This window comes from Pseudocolwellia sp. G5-9 (assembly GCF_055808995.1).
In genome coordinates this window covers 2,770,502-2,789,609 of record NZ_CM147893.1, presented here as the reverse complement: position 1 = coordinate 2,789,609, position 19,108 = coordinate 2,770,502, and the positions used below count along the sequence as shown (strand labels likewise).

Here is a 19,108-nt window from a genome sequence, read left to right as displayed (position 1 = left end):
TGAACCTGTTTTTATTTATAAGAAGTTAGTGTTCGTAATTGATCATGGTAATACTCATAATTAGCGTAATAACACCCAAAACCTTTATGGTTGATAAAGGCTTAATAGGTAAATTAAACCAGCCAAAATGACTAATGATTATAGCCATAACTATTTGCCCTCCTAAGGCGTACGACATTAAAGAACCAAGCCCTATTTTGGGAGCTAAATAAAAAAACATACTCACGCCAAAAGCACTAAATATACTCCCTGTAAACCATAAATATAAAGGAACTGTTTCTGCATTTGTGAATGATATTGACGGGTTGTTTAATAATAATAAAGTTGAAAAAGAAAATATCCCACTTAGTATAAAAGCAATACTACTCGCCATTAACGGACTGTTTAATAGCATACCCAATTGTGTATTTAACGCTGATTGAAGCGCAATTGCCGCACCTGCTAAAATAGCGAGTGCTGCAATTAATAATAAGTTATTCATTGTGTTTAAGGTGGCTATGTAAGGTGACTAGATTTTATCTTGGTTATTTTTTTAAGGCATTTACATAGGTTGATAATTTAGGTTTTATTACTTTTTCGAATTCTACTCAGCTGTGTTGGTGTAATACCTAAGTGTGACGCAATATGATATTGAGCTAATCGTTGACTTAGTTCAGGAAACTCTTGTAAAAACTTTTGATAACGCTGGGTCGCGTCTTCTTGAATTATCTCGTTTTCACGCGCATCTTTTGTTAATAGCCAGTTTTTTTCTAAATAATAAATTTGGAATAATTTTAAGTCTTCACTGGTTAATAGTAGTTGACGGTATTGTTTAAAATTAATGGTAATAATAATTGAAGGTTCTAATGCCTCAATAGTAATAGTCGTTGGAGAATCAGTGAGTAAAGCTGTCATTGAACCTGGAAAACACCTTTCATAAAAAAAGGTTTTATTGTATTCGTTTCCCTTATTGTCCATATTAAAAGCCCGAAAAAGACCTTGATATACAAAAGCGAAAGACTGGGGTACTTGTCCACTTGGGTATAAAGCTTCATTTTTCTCTATGCTTTTATACTCGCAAAATTTAATGAATGTATTCCACGTTGAATCAGACAGTGGATAATAAGCATTTATGGTTGCTTTTAAAGCTAAAAAGGCTTGGTTTTTAATGGCATTGTTTATCATAAAATAATTGTATCAACCTTATTGAAAAATTTCTTATTTGTATAAGTTTAAATTATTATTTACGCCATAATCTGTTTTTTGAAAAAGGAGAACATTATGTACAAATGGTTAACGGTTATGGGTATCGTATGTTTAGGCTTTGTTATTGTTTTATTAAGTCTAGGATATTTGCTAAAGGAAAATGAAGTAGCGACTACAGCATTAAAGCAAAAGTTAGATCAACAAAAACAATTGAACTCTTCTGATAAAAACACCTCTAAAGCAATATTAACTTTGGTTGATAAGCAGCAAGAACAAGAAAATAAACTTAATTATTTTAAAAGCGTTATTATCAAAAATCTCACCTGTGCAACATCACAGCAATGTGTTTTAGTGAATACTAAAGAACCGGATCTTAATTGTTTTGTTGCTGTAAATACTATAGGTGCTTCTTTAGTGAAAAAAGCTTTAAAAAAAGAAAAAGGCAAGGGCATTGATAATAGCAATGTGTGTGCTTCGTTCAATCAAAACGTAAACAGCGTGTGTAAACAAAATATATGTCAAATAGAAGGTGAGCTGTAGTAGGTTGTATCTTCTTAAAATATTATTCGTAACAAATATTAACAAAGTTATGATTCGATTCGTAGCCAAAATAAGACATGCTGTATATTTATAAATTAATAAAATAGGAGGCAATATGAAAATATCCAATGTATTAAATGTGTCTGTAGCAACATTTTTATTGCTTGTTATTACATGGAATGTTGCAGCAGGTGAATCAGAAGTTATATGGGAAAATCCAGATAAATATACTGATATACGTGCAGGTTCAGAAAGTCAATCACGATTTGAAGCAAGAATATTTAATAGCTTTGAAAAGCATTTTGCTAAATTGACTGAAAAATTACCAGAAGGACAAATACTTAAAATCAAAGTAATAGATGTTGATCTAGCTGGCGACGTGCGTTTTGATACCATGGACAGAATTCGCGTAATTCGTGATATATATTTTCCTCGTATAGAGTTTTCGTATCAATTAGTGAATGCTGATAAGTCGGTTGCTCAGTCAGGAGAAATTAATTTAAAAGACATGGTATTTATGGGATCTTTTTCGCGTTATCAAAATAAAAGCCTGAGCTATGAAAAGGTCATGCTAGATAAGTGGTTTGCAGATACATTTATGGATAAATCTTAAAGTGATTAAATATTATTCGCAACGAATTTTTAGTCGATTAATTTAAGATATTTAAAACAGCTATAAAGAAAATAAAGCTAAACTCTGCTAGGCTTAATCAAAATACCAAATGACTTAATTTCTTCAATGCAAAAAATATTTTTTGGAATTATTATTGTCTGTTGCATGGTTTCAAAAGCATTTTGCGCAGATAAAGTTGTGTTACAACTTAAATGGGAACACGAATTTCAGTTTGCAGGCTATTATGCCGCACTCTGGCAAGGATATTACAAAGACCTTGATATTGATGTAGATATCCGCCCTATTAGTCGCCCTGATGGCACCTTAGTTTTTCCGGTAGACGAAATACAAAACGGCAATGCCCATTTTGCTGTTGGTGGATTAGATATTTTAACCTCAAAAGATAAGGGGTTAGATTTAGTTGTGTTAGCTTCTTTTTTTCAACGAAGCCAAACCGCTATATTTTCCTTAACAGACACATCTATTGATAACCTTTCACAATTAGCAAAATTACGCATAGGAATTCCCGTTAGTGGAACAACTAAAGCAGAAATAGAAGCTGTTTTTATGACGCAAGGATTTGATCTTGAAAAAATCAATTTTGTTCATTCAGACAATACCGTTGATGCTTTAATAAAAAATGAAGTTGATGCTATTGTTACTTACGATATTTCTGCCACGTATGAAGCTGAGGAAAGGGGGGTAAAGCTTAATAAATTAGATCCTGCCGACTTTGGAATTAATTTCTATGGAGATACATTATTTACCTCACAACAACTCATACAACGGGATCCTGAGCTTGTTGCTAACTTTGTTTCAGCTTCAATCAAAGGTTGGCATTATGCACTGCAGCATAAAGAAGAAATAGCTAAAAAAATTACGGATAAACTGCCTAGATATGTTTTCAACTATGCAGATAACTACAAATATAATATGGCCTATGCCAACTTAATTGATGATTTAATTAACTACCCGCAACAAAAGATTGGTGATACAGATCCAAATCGTTGGATTACCATGAATGATAAAATGCGCGAATTGGGTCTCGTGCATTCTTATCTTGTGAAAGAGGAGTTTTTTTTCGATTCACAAGATAAAAAAAATAACTTATCAACCAATATCTGGATGTTTGTTCTACTCATCATTTTGTTAGTAGCAACTTACATTTCTTGGCATAAACAAAACATTATATTTAATATTATATGTATTTTATTATTGTCTTATATTATTGATATACAAATTGTCAAAGTGTTAGAGAATGAGCATAAGCAGCACACTAAGCTTAATTTGTTCCGTCAACTCAGTTCTATTAGCGCCAAAGTGGAAGGCGAATTACAAACCAATTTATCAATGCTTAGTGGCTTTGCAGCTTATATCTCTGCAGAGCCAGATCTAACCTATGAAGATTTTAGTAATTACGCACAAGAAATATATAGAAAAGAACCCATGCTAGTAAGTATTGGGGCCGCTAAAGACCTTGTTGTTAACTATATTTATCCCTTAGAGGATGTTGACAAGGTGATTGGTCTCGAATATCTAAAAGTTCCTGAACTCAAAGATTCCGTGTTAAAAGTTATAAAGACAGGACAATTAATGGTTGTAGGACCAATTCAATTAGTTAGAGGTGGTACCGCATTTATTGGACGAGCGCCTATTTATACCGGAAATGGTGAGAATAGAAGATTATGGGGAATTATTTCAGCGCCACTTGATGCTGATAAGTTGTATATGCAGTCAGGTATATTAGCCAGCGTAAAACATTTTAATTTAGCGATACGTAGTTTTGATACTAATGGTAAATATGGCCCTGTATTTTTTGGTGACGAAGCCACGTTTAATGATCCTGATGTTATTCAAACGGCAATTAATGTTGGTGCTGGTACTTGGCACTTAGCAGCAACACCGAATGAAATGATAGGGCATGGCGCAACCAACGTTACTATATTTAGAATGGTATTGGTTATATCTGCCTTAATTATTTGTATTTTTTCCATAGTTCGTATACGTCAACAAAAAGAAAAACATCATCTTCAAACGACAATTTTAACGAATCAACAACTACTTGAGAATGTTGGTCAAGTTGCAAAAATTGGTGGCTGGAAGTTAGATAAACATTTAATGTTTTTAGAATGGTCTAAACAATCGTCTAGTTTATTAGGTAAGCCATTAGACTATTGTCCAAGAAGTTTGGACGATATTGCCGGTTTCTTTGATGCTGAAGCTTTTAATGTATGGAAAGATAAAATAGAACAAGCTGGGCTTTCAAATGAATCTTTTGAACTTGATTTACAATTAAACCAAGTCAAAGGCGCTAAGATTTGGCTTAGGGTTATTGTGAGCGTGTCAGAGGAAGAAGGTGAAAGTGTAGTAACAGGAACTATGCAAGATGTAACTGATAAAGTACTCAGTGCTAAACTTATAGAACGCCAAGCAACATATGATGCTTTAACTAATTTACCTAATCGTATTTTATTTAACGATCGTTTGGTTAATGCGATGGAAACTGCAAAAAGAAAAGATAATAAAGTTGCCGTACTCTTTATTGATTTAGATAGATTTAAACCGATTAATGATAATCATGGTCATCAAATGGGAGATAAATTATTAGTTGCAGCTGCAGAACGTATTAGTCATTGTGTGCGTAATTACGATACGGTATCGCGTTTAAGTGGTGATGAATTTGGTGTTATTCTCGCTGATATTCATTTGTATTCTGATGCATTGAAGGTTAGTGATAAAATACATGAAGCCATGCAGCAAAGTTATGAGCTTGATGACAAATTACTACACTGTAGTGCAAGTATTGGTATAGCTTTATATCCAGATGATACGACTAGTGCAGATGCTTTGATTCAAAAAGCAGATCAGGCCATGTATGAAGTTAAAAATAGTGGAAGAAATGGTTGTCAATTTTACACTAGAGAAATGCAAGTTAAGTCAGAATACCGTCATAATTTACTGAATGATCTTATTATTGCTATAGAAGAGAAAGAAATAAAACCTTACTTCCAGCCTATAATCGATTTGCAAACAAATCATGTGTGTAAATGTGAGTCGTTAGCAAGATGGCAGCAAAGTGATGGTACTTTCATATCCCCGTCTGAATTTATAGATCTAGCAGAAGAGTCAGGCTTGATTAATAAACTTGATCTTGCAATGTTAGAATATTCAGCTCGAGAACTTATTACTATTAATCAACAAGGTCATAATGTTGGATTGACAATTAACATCTCTCCTCGAATTTTCCATACTAAAGATAAAGCGCTAGATAGTTGGATGGCTTCTATTCACCAGTTAAGTCAACAATTAGATATTACTATCGAAATAACAGAGCGCTTATTAACAAATGATTCCGACAAAGCCCTTAATGTATTAAATATATTAAAAGGGTATGGAATAAAAATTGCGATTGACGACTTTGGTACAGGTTATTCTTCATTGAGTTATTTAATTAAATTTCCTGTAGATATTATTAAAATAGATCGTAGCTTTGTAGATGCTATTGGTAAAGAACCTTCCGCAGAAACATTAATAGAAACAATATTATTAATGGCTAAAAAATTAAGCATTAAGGTTGTTGCTGAAGGTATAGAAACAGAAGCACAACTAGATTTTTTACATAAATATCATTGTGATTATGGGCAAGGTTATTTATTAGGGCGACCTATGCCTACTGAGCATTTCTCTGCTCTTATTCAAAAAAATAATGAAAAATAATCAGTTAAAAATAGAAGTGACTATTGAGCTTTTGATTATGAACTTTGTTCAGATTAAAAGTTAGAGTTTAAATAGCTCTACCCATATCACTCAAGCGCTCTGAAATAGCCTCTTGATTGGTAACGGGTATATAACTCGTGTATTGAAATGGTATGGTAAACTCTAAAAGAGCTCTTCTTTATTAATGGGTTTGTTGGTGTGCTTGTTCAAAATTTCCTAATACAATAAATAACTGCTCTATTTTTTTAACAATACTAATTAATAAGGTTTGGTCGTTATTTTTTTGCCACAACATAAAATCATCGGCTAACTCTTCAACATAAGGTTGAAAAGTATTAGCGCTAGATTTAAAGCCCGCTTCTTTTTTAAATACAGCTTCAAAGCCCGCTTGTTTCTTTTCTCTTAAATCCGCTAAGGTAGCATCTGCCGCTAACGATTTTTTTAACACAAGTGAAATATTATCAAGTAATTGTTGGTTTACAGCGTTGGTCATAAATTAAAGCTCTTTTATTTAGATAGCCAAACCGCAAACTCATATCGTTAGCTGATTTGGACAATGTGCATATATTTTGCGGCTATTATGTCAAATTAATAGGGGTTTTGTTAGCTTCGCCAGCAATTTCTCTTACTAATTTAGGCATTAAAAATCCCGGTAATATTGCCATAGTTTCGTTAACAATATTAATGGCCGTTTGTTCTTCTACTTCAAAGTGCGCTACACCTTGTACTTTATCAAACATGTGTAAGTAATAAGGCTGAATACCTGTATCAAAAAGTTTTTCACTTAAACTTGCTAATATCTTTGCTTCATCATTAATGGCTTTTAATAAAACACTTTGATTAAACAAAGGAATACGTGCAGCTCTTAAAGGCTCTAATGCATCTGCAAGTTCTTGGTTTATTTCGTTAGGGTGATTAATGTGTAGCACTACGGTTGTTTTTAAACGACTATTTTGTAATTGCGACACAAATGCTGACGTAATACGTTGCGGTATAACAACAGGCAAGCGAGTATGGATCCTAAGGCGAGAAACATGAGGTATTACTTCTATTTGTGTTATTAACCAAGCTAAATGGTCGTCATTAGCCATTAAAGGGTCGCCGCCACTAAATATAACTTCGTTAATTTCATCGTGCTTAGCAATATAAGAGAGCGCCTCTTGCCAGTCAGCTTTACTTGGGCTGTTGTCTTGGTAAGGAAAATGCCGTCTAAAACAATATCTACAATTAATGGCACAGCCTGCTTTTACAATCATTAACACTCTATGTTTGTATTTGTGCAATAAGCCTTTTGCAACTGTGTCGTGTTCTTCAAGGGGGTCTGTCGTAAAACCATCTGTGATCACAAATTCACTATGTAATGGCATTACTTGCTTTAATAGGGGATCGTTAATATCGCCTTTTTTCATTTTTTTAATAAAAGGGCGCGGTACTCTAACGGGAAATAACTGCCTTGCTTTAAAATGTTGAAGGTAGTTATTTGGGTCAATATCTAGCAGCTCAAGTAGCTCTTTCGGATCAGTTACTACATTGGCTAATTCTTTTTGCCAAGTGTTAGGCGTGGTATCTGTCATATTAATTTCAGTATTAGCTAGACTGCTTACTTGAGTATTTATTCGCGACAAAATAGCTTGCCCTTGTTGGTGTGGTTTATTGTTTGATTTGATTGTAGTTAGCGCGCTAATTTTAGTCTTATGCTTTACACAAAGCAACGAGGCCTTAGATGAAAGAAATAAAATGGTGCTAATTAATTTGCCTCTCGTTGCAGGGGGAGCAGCCGTAAAAACCCATTAAATAAAACAATTAGTTAAAAAGCAGGCAAAATGCCGTGAAAAAGAGTGCCATAAAGAGTATTATTTGCAGCATTAAAAATCTCAGCATTCATATAGAGCACAATTATCATGGCTAATTACAGCACAAACCAATTTAAAGCTGGTCTTAAAATCATGCTTGATGACGAACCTTGTAACATTCTTGAAAACGAAATTGTTAAACCGGGTAAAGGCCAAGCATTCAACCGTGTAAAAATCCGTAAACTTGTTTCAGGTAAAGTACTTGAAAAAACATTTAAATCTGGCGATTCAGTAGAAGGCGCAGATGTAATGGATATAGAACTTGCTTACTTATATACAGACGGTGAGTTTTGGCATTTCATGAACAATGAAACATTTGAGCAAGTTGCTGCTGACGAAAAAGCCGTAGCCGATGCGACTAAATGGTTAGTTGAAGCTGATCTTTGTACTATAACATTATGGAACAATTCGCCTATTTCGGTAGTACCACCTAATTTTGTGGAGCTTGAAATTACTGAAACTGATCCTGGTTTGAAAGGTGATACGGCAGGTACTGGTGGTAAACCCGCTACATTATCTACTGGCGCTGTTATTCGTGTACCTTTATTTGTTCAAATAGGTGAAGTAGTAAAAGTTGATACAAGAACAGGTGATTACGTATCTAGAGCGTCTAAATAAGCTAAGTTGTGTAGAATAGATATGAAAGCTCACGTTATGTGAGCTTTTTTGTTTGTGGCTGTTATATTAATCATCATTGATCCGTATTATCTTAGGTATTATCAGTTAAAACTGATACCTAACCTTTGCCCAAATGTTTGAATTTTTTTGATGTTGTCCAAAAAAAGTAAAATCTTCTTTCCCCCAAAACACATTTGCTCCCACACTGTATAACCAATGGTCGTTTTGCCTGTAACTTATCGATGATTTTAAATACCCGTCGTGATCGGTAGGCGAATAAAAGGTAAAAATAGAATACACCAAGGTTTGTTGTAAGGCGCGTATGGTTAATCTTGCCGTGAATAGTTGCCTATTTCTGTCTTTTAGTTGTTCGGGGTAGGCATACGAGCTAGCGAGCTGTGCATAATTTTTAGTGTGTTCTACGTAATATTGAGTATTTAGCGTTACGTTTTTTATTAATTCAGTTTCGTAACCGATTAAAAAGCGTTGTTGGCTATGGGGGACAAAGTACGTGTTTGAGTGATAGGCTTCAGTATTTTCTATGCTGTTGTAGTTAACAATTTCCGCGTTAAAAAGTCCTTTGTACAAAGGTGCTCTAATGCTGGCGCCTACTGAGTTCATTTTAGGAAAGTAGGGGAGTTGACTTGAGTTTATTCCTTCAGGCGTGGTCCATCTTCCTTTGTAGCCGTATAGCGCATATTCAACACCTTGTTGCGTGGTAGATAAGCGAGTAAACCATTGTTCATCGTTGGGTTCTTGATAAGTAAAATTCTCAGGTGCAATTTGCTGTTGTAATTGCGGCGAATAAAATGAGAAACGCTCACCGCGAATAAAGTTGTCTTCGGTAAATTCAGGAGTCCACACAACATCTAAGGTATAGCCGTTTATAAACCAAGAGGTTTTAACACTGTTAGACGGAGCTTTTAGGTACTCGTCGTCTCGCCCTGAAAAAAATGACTGCCAATCTTTAGGAAATAAGTCGTTAATAAATAAGTAGTCGGCTGTTCCCCAAGTGAGGACTTGTTTACCTATTTTTATATCAAGAAAATCGAAAGGGCTTGCTTGAATATTAAGTTCACGCACTAAGAGCTTATTTTTGTTAAGTACCTGATCAAACAATAGCTCTCCTTTTGCGGTTATATCGAAATGTAAGGTGGAATAATTAACATTTATTCTTGCTCTTACTTCTTCAAGAGGACTATTGGAGCGCGAGTTTGAATAAAGGTTTTCGCTTTCACTTAATGTATTTATTTGTGTTTGGTTTTGAGTGAAACGCCCATAAGCCCCCTCAATAAAGCCTGATATTTTCCATGGCGATACGGCTTCATCATCGCCCCAACCATCGTCAGCCCAATCATCTGTACTGTTTTGTGCAGCGTGAAGAGGGTAGGAGCATAATATTAACAAACCCAGTAGTTTTCGGGCGTAACGAGAATATTTAAAATGTTTTAACATGCTTATTGTAGCCATGCTTTAGGAGGGTTACGTAAACTACGCTCTGAAAATATGCTATCAGGAAAGCCTAAATTGTACTCTACTTTTCTAAATTGCATTTCGGTGTAACTACCATCCGATAGTTGTGTGATTTTAGAATGTAACACAGTAGTAAAACCGTCAATAAGTTCTGTTTTTAGTACTTCCATTCGACGCGTGTTTTCGTTGTTACTATTGTAATAATTTACTTCAACGGGAAGAAACGTCGTCTTATCTATTTTTATTTCATAATGGGCAAATTCAACACTGTTTGGATCGTTAGGTATTGCCTTAATAACATAATACTTATCGGTTGTTTTCACTAACGTAAAGGTGTCTTCTTTTGGGTTTCTGCCTGAAACATCTTCGTAAAGAAAATGCGAGCCTACAAACGACGTTCGTTTGTCGCCTGCTGATATACGTTTAACTAAGTCTAATGCGGGTAGATATAACCAACGATCGTCGTCGTCATTAATTTTTTTATTCACGCTAAAAACGGTACCTTCTACATCGGTAGGCCGAGAAAAAATTACCAACATGTTTTGATCGCCCAACTCTTTTTGGTCTTTACGTAAAATTGTAAATTGTCGCATTTGTTTATTGCTTTGAGCGTCTACAATAATCATACGAGCTTGAGCTTTACCATCGTCAGCGTTGTAATACGACACACTATTAGCCTTAGCAATAATGTTATTCACATCCATTTCAGCATCAGCGGCATTAGTACTTACGCTATACAAGCTGAAAGAGAATAAAAGTAATAACGGGGTAAATAAAACCTTAGATGAAAATAATGAATAAGATGGTTTCATGTTAATTATCCTTTTTGCTATTAATGGCAATGCTTTCAGAAGAAAACAGCGTCATTAATGTGGGTAATAAGACTAAAGTGACTAAAGCTGATAGCGCCATAATACTTGCTAAAAACACGCCAACGGTAATATAGGGCATTAAAGGCGAAAGTAATAATGGAGTAAACCCTATGGCTATAACAATTGCATTACGCGAAATGGCTCTAGCGGGTTCGTTAAACATCAAGGTTAATGCGGCTGATAAACTTTGCGTTTCTTTTTCTAGCTCTCTAACTCTTTGTAAAAAGTGAATAGCAAAGTCGATAGAAAGCCCTAAGGTAAGTGCTGATAATACGGCGATAGGCATATCGTACGCTTTACCTGTCCAGCCAATGAGCCCATAAATCATGGTGATAGTAAAGGTAAGAGGTAACATGGCTAAAATACCATATTTAAGGGATCTAAATAATAATACCATCATTAAAAATACAATCACGAATGATGAAATTAAGCTGTCGATCATGCCGTTTACCATGGCGTCTTGCCACACTATATTGAGATAAGACTTTCCTGCCCATTGATAATTGATGCCTGCTGGGAGTGGGTTTTTATCAATGTATTGCTTAACCCAATTAACCACTTTGGTGGTGTGTTGATTGTCTCCGCTGGTCATTTGTAACCATAATAAAGATTGTTGATAGTCTTTAGTTACAAAGTGCCATAAGTCTTGTGGACGATGAGATGATTGATATTGTAATAACGTTTGAGCAACACCATTAGCGCTTTGTGGAATAACAAAGTCGCTCGCTTCGCCCGAGTTTAGTTCTCGGTTTACTGTTTTTACAATATCCGTTAAGCCATTTACTTTTCCTACGAGTTCAGTTTGTAGTAATTCGTTTTGTAACGTACTCATCCATGCAAGTAGACTCGGATCTAAAAACACTTTACTTTGATTGAACTCTGCATCGGTTAGCGTAATTAATTGTTCTACTTTGTTTTGAGCTGCTTCATCAACAGAAAAACTTAAGTCGTCTATTAACATGAGTAATTCTTGGCTGAAAAATGCTTGTTGTTGAGATGAGTCGTGCCATTGTTTTACAAATTGTTGAAGAGCCTTTGCTTCGTCAGACTCATTTGAGATAGTAGAGAGTATTTGTGTAAATTTTTCGTATGACTTTTCTGACGTCTTTTTGGTATTAGTAAATACTAACCATGCGTCGTAGGTACCTGCAAAATGTTCATTTAATACTTTATCCGCAATACGTATTTCATGATCCGATTTAAACCAATTGACAGGATTGTCGTTAATTTCAATGCGTGTAATACCTTGAATACTTACAGCAAATAACGCGACAAAAGTGACTAAAATAAATTTACTTTTTGATACTGAAAAAGCACCTAATTTAGTCAGAAACGAAGAGAGTGTTCCTTTTGCTTCTAAGCGAATAATAGCCACTTGTAATTTTTCTAATGTTTCGGGTTTTAATCGAGAAATATAAGCAGGAATAAAGGTAATGGTTAAAACAAAAGCCAGCAATATACCTGTACCAATAAAAGCACCAAATATTTTTACCGGTGGAATAGGCGTTAAAATAAGTGAGTAAAAACCTACGGCTGAGGTAACCGAAGTAAATAGCATAGGCGTATATAAGTGGCTCATTACTTGGGCTACTACGTCATTTGCGTTATCTCCTTTTTTAAAGCGATCGGCAAATTCTGAGAGAATATGAACCGAGTCAACAACGGCAATAGGCATCAGAAATATGGCAATCATGGAAGACATAATATGCACAGTAAAGCCAAAACCAATAAGCGAGCCCATTATAATAATTACAGTTGCCATCGCGACAATCATCGGGGCAATAATCAAAGGAATGTTTCTGAAAAAGTACCAGAGTAAAGCAAATATGGCTAAACCCGCTAACGGTGCTGCTACGCCCATTTGTACGAACATTTCATAACCAAATTGATCTTCGGCAATAGGTAAGCCTGTTATGTGAAAATTTAAGTCGGTTGTGTAAGTGGCAGTAAAAGCTCTTATTTTTTCAGCGATAGGGTAGCTTAAATCTTTTGCTTTGATAGGAACATAAATTGCTATGGCTTTATTGTCACCAGATATCAGCGTGTTTTTCAGCATAGGTAAACGCTGTACAGCATCTTGTATATTTTTACTGGCTTGTAATGTAGCTGGCGCTTGTTTCATTAAATATTCAAAACGAATAACGCTTGCTGAGCTATCGGTTATGTTGGAGCTTTCTTGCGTAATATTGTCTACGACACTTAACGACAATAAATCTTCTTTTATTACACCGTCGATACTCAATATTTCGTGAGTTAACTTGTCTACCACTTGCAACGATTCAGGGGTGAAAATATTGCTTTTACTGACAATACCCACCACAATCATATCTTTAATAAGGAAGTTACTTTTTGTTTGATTATGGAAAACGCGTGCTGGAGCTTCTTTGCTCAACATGTTTTCAGGATCTGTATCAATTTGCAAACTTGGCATCATAAGTAAGCTTAAAATGACCATAGCTATTACTACAGAGTACACCCATTTAGGTTTAGTTATGGCTAATTGTAAAACGCGGGAATAGAACAAAATGGACCTTTATGTATATTAGTAAATGCTAATGTACTTTTATATTAGCACTTCCTAATGTAATATCAAAAATTATTGCACTAAAAATATTTTAAGAGTTAACTTTTGCCAATACCCACAATTGATATTGCAGAAATGCGAACAAAAGCAACGCAGGTTGCAGAATTACTAAAATCGATGAGTAATGAAAACCGATTACTTATTCTTTGCCATTTAGGTGAAAAAGAAATGTCGGTAACTGAACTTAATAGTTTTATTGATTTAAGTCAGTCGAGTTTATCTCAGCATTTAGCCAGATTACGTAACGATGGTTTGGTAAAAACTCGAAGAGAATCGCAAACTATTTTCTATAGTATTGCAAACCCAGCGGTTGTTAAGTTGATTGGATTTCTGGAAGCAGAATTTTGTTAACCGATTTTACTGCTGCGTAAATAACTTCTTCCTCACTGTTGCTCGGTATGTTCTGGGTGTAATTTTTAAGGTTTGTTTAAACAAGCGTGTTAAATTTGCCTGATCATGAAAACCAATTTGAAATGCTACTTCTTGCATAGATAAATTACTTGAGGCTAATAACTCTTGTGCTGTTTCTAGCCTTACCTTTTTCCAGTATTCTAAAGGTGTATCACCTGTAGCCGCCTTAAACCTGCGTGTGAATGTTCTTTGGCTAATACTAAACTTATTTGCCAGTTTGTTAATAGAAAGGGTTGATGACAAATTAGTGCGCATCCAAAATTGAATTTGCGTGATTAACTCATCTGGGTGTCGGTCTACTCCCCCTTCTAAATAACGTTGCTCTTCGTAAGGTTTTCTTATTTCATGAGAGAAGTTTCGCTCTACATGCTGTGCCGCTTCTTCGCCGTAGGTTTGGTGAATAATATGTACAACAATATCCGCTAAGGCATTTAAACTCGCTGCACAATACATACGATCCGACTGCGTAATAAAAAAGTCCGGTTTTAACGTAACCTTAGGATAATCACGTTTAAATTGTTCCACATAATGCCAATGGGTCGTTGCAGGGTGATTATTTAACACCCCTGACTCTGCCATAAAACAAACGCCTGTTCCTCCACCTACTAAAGTCGCTCCTTTTTGCCACATGTTTTTTAACCATGAAATCATCTTAGGGTATTTTTTTAACAAAGGCCTTGGGTTTCGCCATAAGCTGGGTATAAAAATAAAATCAGGCTTACTGGCTAATTCAATATTAAAATCAGGCTGGAGTTTTATTAATGCTCGAGTGATCACGGGGGACAAATCTTCTCCTACCATTTCAATAGATAAGCGTTTCGCTAATTTATTTTTACGTAAAGCAAAAGCTTCACCTGCTCGTAACATTTCTACAGGTAAACTTACACTTGTAGATAGCATATGGTCATAGAGCATTAGAGCAACTTTAACTTTTCTTATCTTTTTATGGCTCATAAGGTTAAATGTACCTGTTATAATGTTTTGGCTATTATTACACTATTTTTGGCTTTATATGTATGTTTTTGTTTTAAAATTAGTCGTAGAATGAATTAATTCAATTTTTAGATCATTATTTTAAGGTTTGTTATGACTGCTTTACCTCTTATTGTTGGCATGGGTGGCATTAATGCTTCGGGTCGCTCATCTTTTCATCAAGGATTTCGCCGTATTGTTATTGATAAATTAAATGCAGAAGCAAGACAAGAAACTTTCGTTGGCTTAGCCACGTTAATGAATTTAGTCAAAGCTGATAATGGCAGTTTAGTTGATTCAGAAGGTAATATTGTTGCTAAGCAAGACGTTGAAAAAGTCTTTGGGCAACAGATACTTGATGGCACTTTGATCCGAAAAATTGAGAAAAATCATTTTGATCCTGATGCAACGCATTGGCATCAAAAAATTACCATGCAGCAAGCAGATAATGCTATTTGTTTTGAAATGCGTAAAAGAGACTTACCTGTACCTTTACCTAGCGCATGGAAAGTCACTGAATTAGAAGATAAAAAAGTACGTGTTGAAATTGAAGGCGAGCTTGAAGTAAAACACGATACTGTTCGCAATAACCCAATTAAAGCGGCTGGTCAGTTACCGACAGGTTTTGAGCCGGCTAACTTATACAATAGCCGTTATCAGCCTCGTGGTTTACAAACCACTATTTTTGGTGCTGCAGATGCTATTCATTCAACGGGTTTTTCGTGGGATGAAATTATTGCCAAAATAAGCCCTGATTTAGTGGGGACTTATTCAAGTTCAGGTTTTGGTCAAATGCAGGCTGAAGGTTTAGGCGGAATGATGAAAAACCGTTTAAATGGTGAACGCGTTACAACTAAAAATTTAGCGCTTGGTTTAAATAGTATGTCGTCTGATTTCATCAACGCTTATGTAACAGGTTCTGTTGGTACTACATCAACAGCAACAGGCGCTTGTGCTAGTTTTTTATATAACTTACGAAATGCTATTCAAGACATGAAAGCAGGCCGTATTCGTGTTGCTATTGTAGGTAGTAGTGAAAGTCCAATCACGCCTGAAATTATTGAAGGCTTTGGTAACATGAGCGCCTTAGCTAATGAAGAAGGTTTGAAAAAGCTTGATGGCATTACAGAAGGTGAAGCCGATCACCGTCGTACTAGTCGTCCGTTTGGCCAAAACTGTGGATTTACCATTGGTGAAGCTGCACACTTTTTTGTATTGATGGATGATGCTTTAGCGATTGAGTTAGGTGCTAAACCTTTAGGTTCTGTTGCTGATGTATTTATTAATGCTGATGGCGTTAAAAAGTCCATCACAGCTCCTGGACCTGGTAATTATATTACTATGGCTAAATCAGTGGCATTAGCGAATAGTGTTTTAGGTGACGAGTCAGTACAAAAGCGTAGTTTTATTTTAGCTCACGGTTCAAGTACACCACAGAACAGAGTGACCGAATCGTTAATTTATGATCGTATTGCTAAAACCTTTGATATTAATGATTGGCCAATAGCTGCACCAAAAGCTTATGTAGGACACACCATAGCACCTGCAAGTGGAGACCAATTTACTATGGCGTTAGGAATATTTGCTCATCATATTATGCCAGGTATTAACACTATCGATGCTGTAGCTGATGATGTATACGACGAGCATTTAAAAATTACTACAGAGCATTGGGATTGTGGTGCTATGGATATTGCTTTTATAAACTCTAAAGGTTTTGGTGGTAATAATGCGACAGCAACATTATTTTCGCCATCTGTGACCTTATCAATGTTAGAAAAACGTTATGGTACTGAGGTATTTAAAGCTTATATTGATAAAACAGAAAAAGTAACTCAGGCACAAAAAGTTTATCAAGAAAAAGCTGATAATGGCGAATTTGATCTAATCTATCGTTTTGGTAATGGCATGATTGAAGAAAGCGATATTGTGATGACGAAAGAAAGTATGAACATACCGAGTTTTGAATTAGAGATAGAGTTACCTCATCAAAACCCATTTGAAGATATGTTTTAGTTTTATAAACGTCACTTAATATTTAAGCTTGAATGTTACGCATTCAAGCTTTTTTTTACTTAAATATAAGTAATTGTTGATTTTTCATACCCTAATGTTATATTTTTGTTAACGCACATTTGCCAGACAAATAAAATAACTCATTCAATAGTTGCTAATGTGCGTTTAACATTCATATAACAGGAGAATATTATGAAAGGAATAATGAAAGGTTTAATAGCTGTTGTAATTGGCTTTGGTTTAACGCTAACTTCAGCAAATGCGGCAGATTGTAAGGGGATGTCTGCGTCTGCTTGTTCAAGTAGTTCATCATGTAGTTGGGTAAAAGGTTATAAACGTAAAGATGGTGCTTCGGTTGCGGCACATTGTCGAGCGGCGAAAGGCAAAAGTACACTTGAGAAAAAAGCTACATCTAAAAAAGATGCGGCAACGTCTAAAAGTAAAAGTGCTAAAGCTGATTTGACAGATAAAGCAAAATCAAAAAAAGATAAAGCTAAGTCTTCAATGAGTGATAAAAAAGCAAAGATGAAAGATAAGGCTAAATCGAAAAAAGACGCCGCTAAAGCCAAGAAAGAAAAATCAAAGAAAGAAGCCGAAAAAGCAAAAATGGAATCTAAGCTTTAATTGTTTCTCTATAAATAAAATAGCTTTAATTTGGCAAGCTCAATATTTATATTGAGCTTTTTTATTATTACAGAGCTACATTTTTGATGGTTTCAATTCGTAGTAATGATTAATGAAGTTCGTATTCTTTGGCTAATAACTAAAAAAGCCTAAGCAACAGAGTTACTTAGGCTTTTTAAATATTGTGAGGTTTTATTTAATTACATACGTAATCAAGTATACCTAAAGCTGCTTTTCTGCCTTGATCTACAGCAGTAACAACTAGGTCTGAACCTAATACCATATCACCACCAGCAAAGATGTTTTCTTTACTTGTTTGTAGCGCAAAATTACTATTTTCAACAGCGACAACACGACCTCTAGAGTCAAGTTCTACACCTGCATCTTTCATCCATTGCGGAGGACTTGGTAAGAAACCAAATGCTATAACAACAGCATCAGCTTCCATTACAAACTCAGAACCTTCAATAGGCTCAGGGTTACGTCTGCCGTTAGCATCAGGAGCGCCTAGTTGAGTTTTAACAAATTTAACACCACAAGCATTACCGTTAGCATCAGTAGCAATATCTAAAGGCTGAATGTTAAAGGCAAAGTTTACACCTTCTTCTTTAGCATTTTGTACTTCACGTGGAGAGCCTGGCATGTTGGCTTCATCACGGCGGTATGCACAGGTAACTTCTGTAGCACCTTGACGTACTGATGTACGTACACAGTCCATCGCAGTATCACCACCACCAAGCACAATCACTTTTTTCTTATCAAAGCTAACATAAGGTTTTGCATTTTCAGTAATACCCATTAAGTTTTGAGTATTGCCAATTAAAAAATCTAATGCGTTGTAAACACCTGTAGCGCCTTCGTTTTCGAAGCCACCAGTCATATCCGTGTATGTACCTAAAGCTAAAAATACTGCATCGTACTCTTCGCTTAATGATTCAAATGTAATATCAACACCAACGTTAACATTTAATTTGAATTCGATTCCCATACCTTCAAAAATTTCACGACGTTTTTTGATAACCTCTTTTTCTAATTTGAATGAAGGGATACCAAAAGTTAATAAACCGCCAATTTCAGCGTGCTTATCGTAAACTACAGCGTCAATACCATTACGTGTTAATACATCTGCACATGAAAGCCCAGCAGGGCCTGCGCCAATAATAGCCACTTTCTTACCTAGCTTTTCAACACCTGATAAATCAGGTCTCCAACCTTGGGCAAATGCGGTGTCAGTAATATATTTTTCAATATTACCAATGGTTACAGCGCCAAAGTCTTCATTTAGTGTACAAGCCGACTCACATAATCTATCTTGTGGACAAACACGTCCACACATTTCAGGTAAGCTATTAGTTTGGTGACATAAGTCAGCCGCTTCAAAAATCTTACCTTCAGTGACTAGCTCTAGCCATTGTGGGATATAATTATGAACTGGACATTTCCATTCACAATATGGGTTACCACAATCTAAACAACGGTCAGCTTGGCCGGCACTTTGTTCAGTACCTAGTGGCTGATAAATTTCAACGAAGTTAATTTTACGATCTTCGATTTTCTTTTTCGGCGGATCGATACGTTTAACGTCGATAAATTGATAAACATTTTTACTCATTCTGTTTCTTCCTCAATT

The 19,108-nt window shown here is 35.4% G+C and carries 16 protein-coding genes; 7 read left to right on the top strand and 9 right to left on the bottom strand.

The genetic code is table 11. The features are described 5' to 3' along the window. Positions 1–25 precede the first annotated feature (25 nt). A complete protein-coding gene (locus tag AC0L5Q_RS12040; protein ID WP_473608514.1) occupies positions 26–481 on the bottom strand; it encodes a DMT family transporter in 456 nt (151 codons plus the stop codon). Positions 482–558: 77 nt separating this feature from the next. Beyond that, the gene (locus AC0L5Q_RS12035; RefSeq protein ID WP_473608510.1) at positions 559–1,164 is read right to left on the bottom strand and encodes a Crp/Fnr family transcriptional regulator; all 606 of its coding nucleotides are present in this window, start codon (positions 1,162–1,164) and stop codon (positions 559–561) included. A 96-nt stretch (positions 1,165–1,260) separates the two neighbouring features. On the opposite strand from AC0L5Q_RS12035, the gene AC0L5Q_RS12030 reads away from it, so the two are divergent. The 3 genes from AC0L5Q_RS12030 to AC0L5Q_RS12020 all read left to right on the top strand — a co-directional run bounded on the left by AC0L5Q_RS12030 (position 1,261) and on the right by AC0L5Q_RS12020 (position 6,055). Continuing rightward, a complete protein-coding gene (locus AC0L5Q_RS12030; protein WP_473608507.1) occupies positions 1,261–1,725 on the top strand; it encodes a hypothetical protein in 465 nt (154 codons plus the stop codon). Between the two features lie 115 nt (positions 1,726–1,840). Beyond that, entirely contained in the window at positions 1,841–2,338 is a 498-nt protein-coding gene (locus tag AC0L5Q_RS12025; protein WP_473608503.1) for a DUF3016 domain-containing protein, read from the top strand. A 165-nt stretch (positions 2,339–2,503) separates the two neighbouring features. Continuing rightward, entirely contained in the window at positions 2,504–6,055 is a 3,552-nt protein-coding gene (locus AC0L5Q_RS12020; protein WP_473608499.1) for an EAL domain-containing protein, read from the top strand. A gap of 181 nt (positions 6,056–6,236) precedes the next feature. Here the strand turns inward: AC0L5Q_RS12020 and AC0L5Q_RS12015 are convergent, their stop codons facing one another. Next, positions 6,237–6,548 (bottom strand): hypothetical protein, encoded by a 312-nt coding sequence (locus AC0L5Q_RS12015; RefSeq protein WP_473608497.1) that lies wholly within the window; start codon positions 6,546–6,548, stop codon positions 6,237–6,239. 85 nt (positions 6,549–6,633) lie between these two features. Beyond that, positions 6,634–7,629 (bottom strand): EF-P beta-lysylation protein EpmB, encoded by a 996-nt coding sequence (epmB, locus tag AC0L5Q_RS12010; RefSeq protein ID WP_473618295.1) that lies wholly within the window; start codon positions 7,627–7,629, stop codon positions 6,634–6,636. A 327-nt stretch (positions 7,630–7,956) separates the two neighbouring features. Between epmB and efp the strand changes: the two genes are divergently transcribed. Beyond that, positions 7,957–8,526 carry an elongation factor P gene (efp, locus tag AC0L5Q_RS12005; protein ID WP_076420143.1) on the top strand — a complete coding sequence of 190 codons (570 nt, stop codon included), beginning with the start codon at positions 7,957–7,959 and terminating at the stop codon, positions 8,524–8,526. Positions 8,527–8,631: 105 nt separating this feature from the next. On the opposite strand, the gene AC0L5Q_RS12000 is transcribed toward efp, so the two are convergent. Genes AC0L5Q_RS12000 through AC0L5Q_RS11990 form a run of 3 tightly spaced genes read right to left on the bottom strand, consistent with a single transcriptional unit; the run spans position 8,632 to position 13,326 of the window. Then, the gene (locus AC0L5Q_RS12000) at positions 8,632–9,981 is read right to left on the bottom strand and encodes a hypothetical protein (protein ID WP_473608493.1); all 1,350 of its coding nucleotides are present in this window, start codon (positions 9,979–9,981) and stop codon (positions 8,632–8,634) included. 2 nt (positions 9,982–9,983) lie between these two features. Then, the gene (locus tag AC0L5Q_RS11995; protein ID WP_473608489.1) at positions 9,984–10,811 is read right to left on the bottom strand and encodes an outer membrane lipoprotein-sorting protein; all 828 of its coding nucleotides are present in this window, start codon (positions 10,809–10,811) and stop codon (positions 9,984–9,986) included. Between the two features lies 1 nt (position 10,812). Beyond that, positions 10,813–13,326, bottom strand: a complete 2,514-nt coding sequence (locus AC0L5Q_RS11990; RefSeq protein ID WP_473608486.1) for an efflux RND transporter permease subunit — start codon at positions 13,324–13,326, stop codon at positions 10,813–10,815. 174 nt (positions 13,327–13,500) lie between these two features. Here AC0L5Q_RS11990 and AC0L5Q_RS11985 point away from each other — a divergent pair, with 174 nt between their 5' ends. After that, a complete protein-coding gene (locus AC0L5Q_RS11985) occupies positions 13,501–13,806 on the top strand; it encodes an ArsR/SmtB family transcription factor (RefSeq protein WP_473608483.1) in 306 nt (101 codons plus the stop codon). A 6-nt stretch (positions 13,807–13,812) separates the two neighbouring features. On the opposite strand, the gene AC0L5Q_RS11980 is transcribed toward AC0L5Q_RS11985, so the two are convergent. After that, entirely contained in the window at positions 13,813–14,820 is a 1,008-nt protein-coding gene (locus AC0L5Q_RS11980; RefSeq protein WP_473608479.1) for a GlxA family transcriptional regulator, read from the bottom strand. A 132-nt stretch (positions 14,821–14,952) separates the two neighbouring features. Between AC0L5Q_RS11980 and AC0L5Q_RS11975 the strand changes: the two genes are divergently transcribed. Together AC0L5Q_RS11975 and AC0L5Q_RS11970 are read left to right on the top strand one after the other, a co-directional pair. Beyond that, entirely contained in the window at positions 14,953–16,854 is a 1,902-nt protein-coding gene (locus AC0L5Q_RS11975) for a beta-ketoacyl synthase (RefSeq protein ID WP_473608476.1), read from the top strand. Positions 16,855–17,046: 192 nt separating this feature from the next. After that, positions 17,047–17,478 carry a hypothetical protein gene (locus tag AC0L5Q_RS11970; RefSeq protein WP_473608472.1) on the top strand — a complete coding sequence of 144 codons (432 nt, stop codon included), beginning with the start codon at positions 17,047–17,049 and terminating at the stop codon, positions 17,476–17,478. Positions 17,479–17,674: 196 nt separating this feature from the next. Here AC0L5Q_RS11970 and AC0L5Q_RS11965 read toward each other — a convergent pair whose 3' ends face one another. Further along, positions 17,675–19,090, bottom strand: a complete 1,416-nt coding sequence (locus AC0L5Q_RS11965; protein ID WP_473608468.1) for an FAD-dependent oxidoreductase — start codon at positions 19,088–19,090, stop codon at positions 17,675–17,677. Positions 19,091–19,108 lie beyond the last annotated feature (18 nt).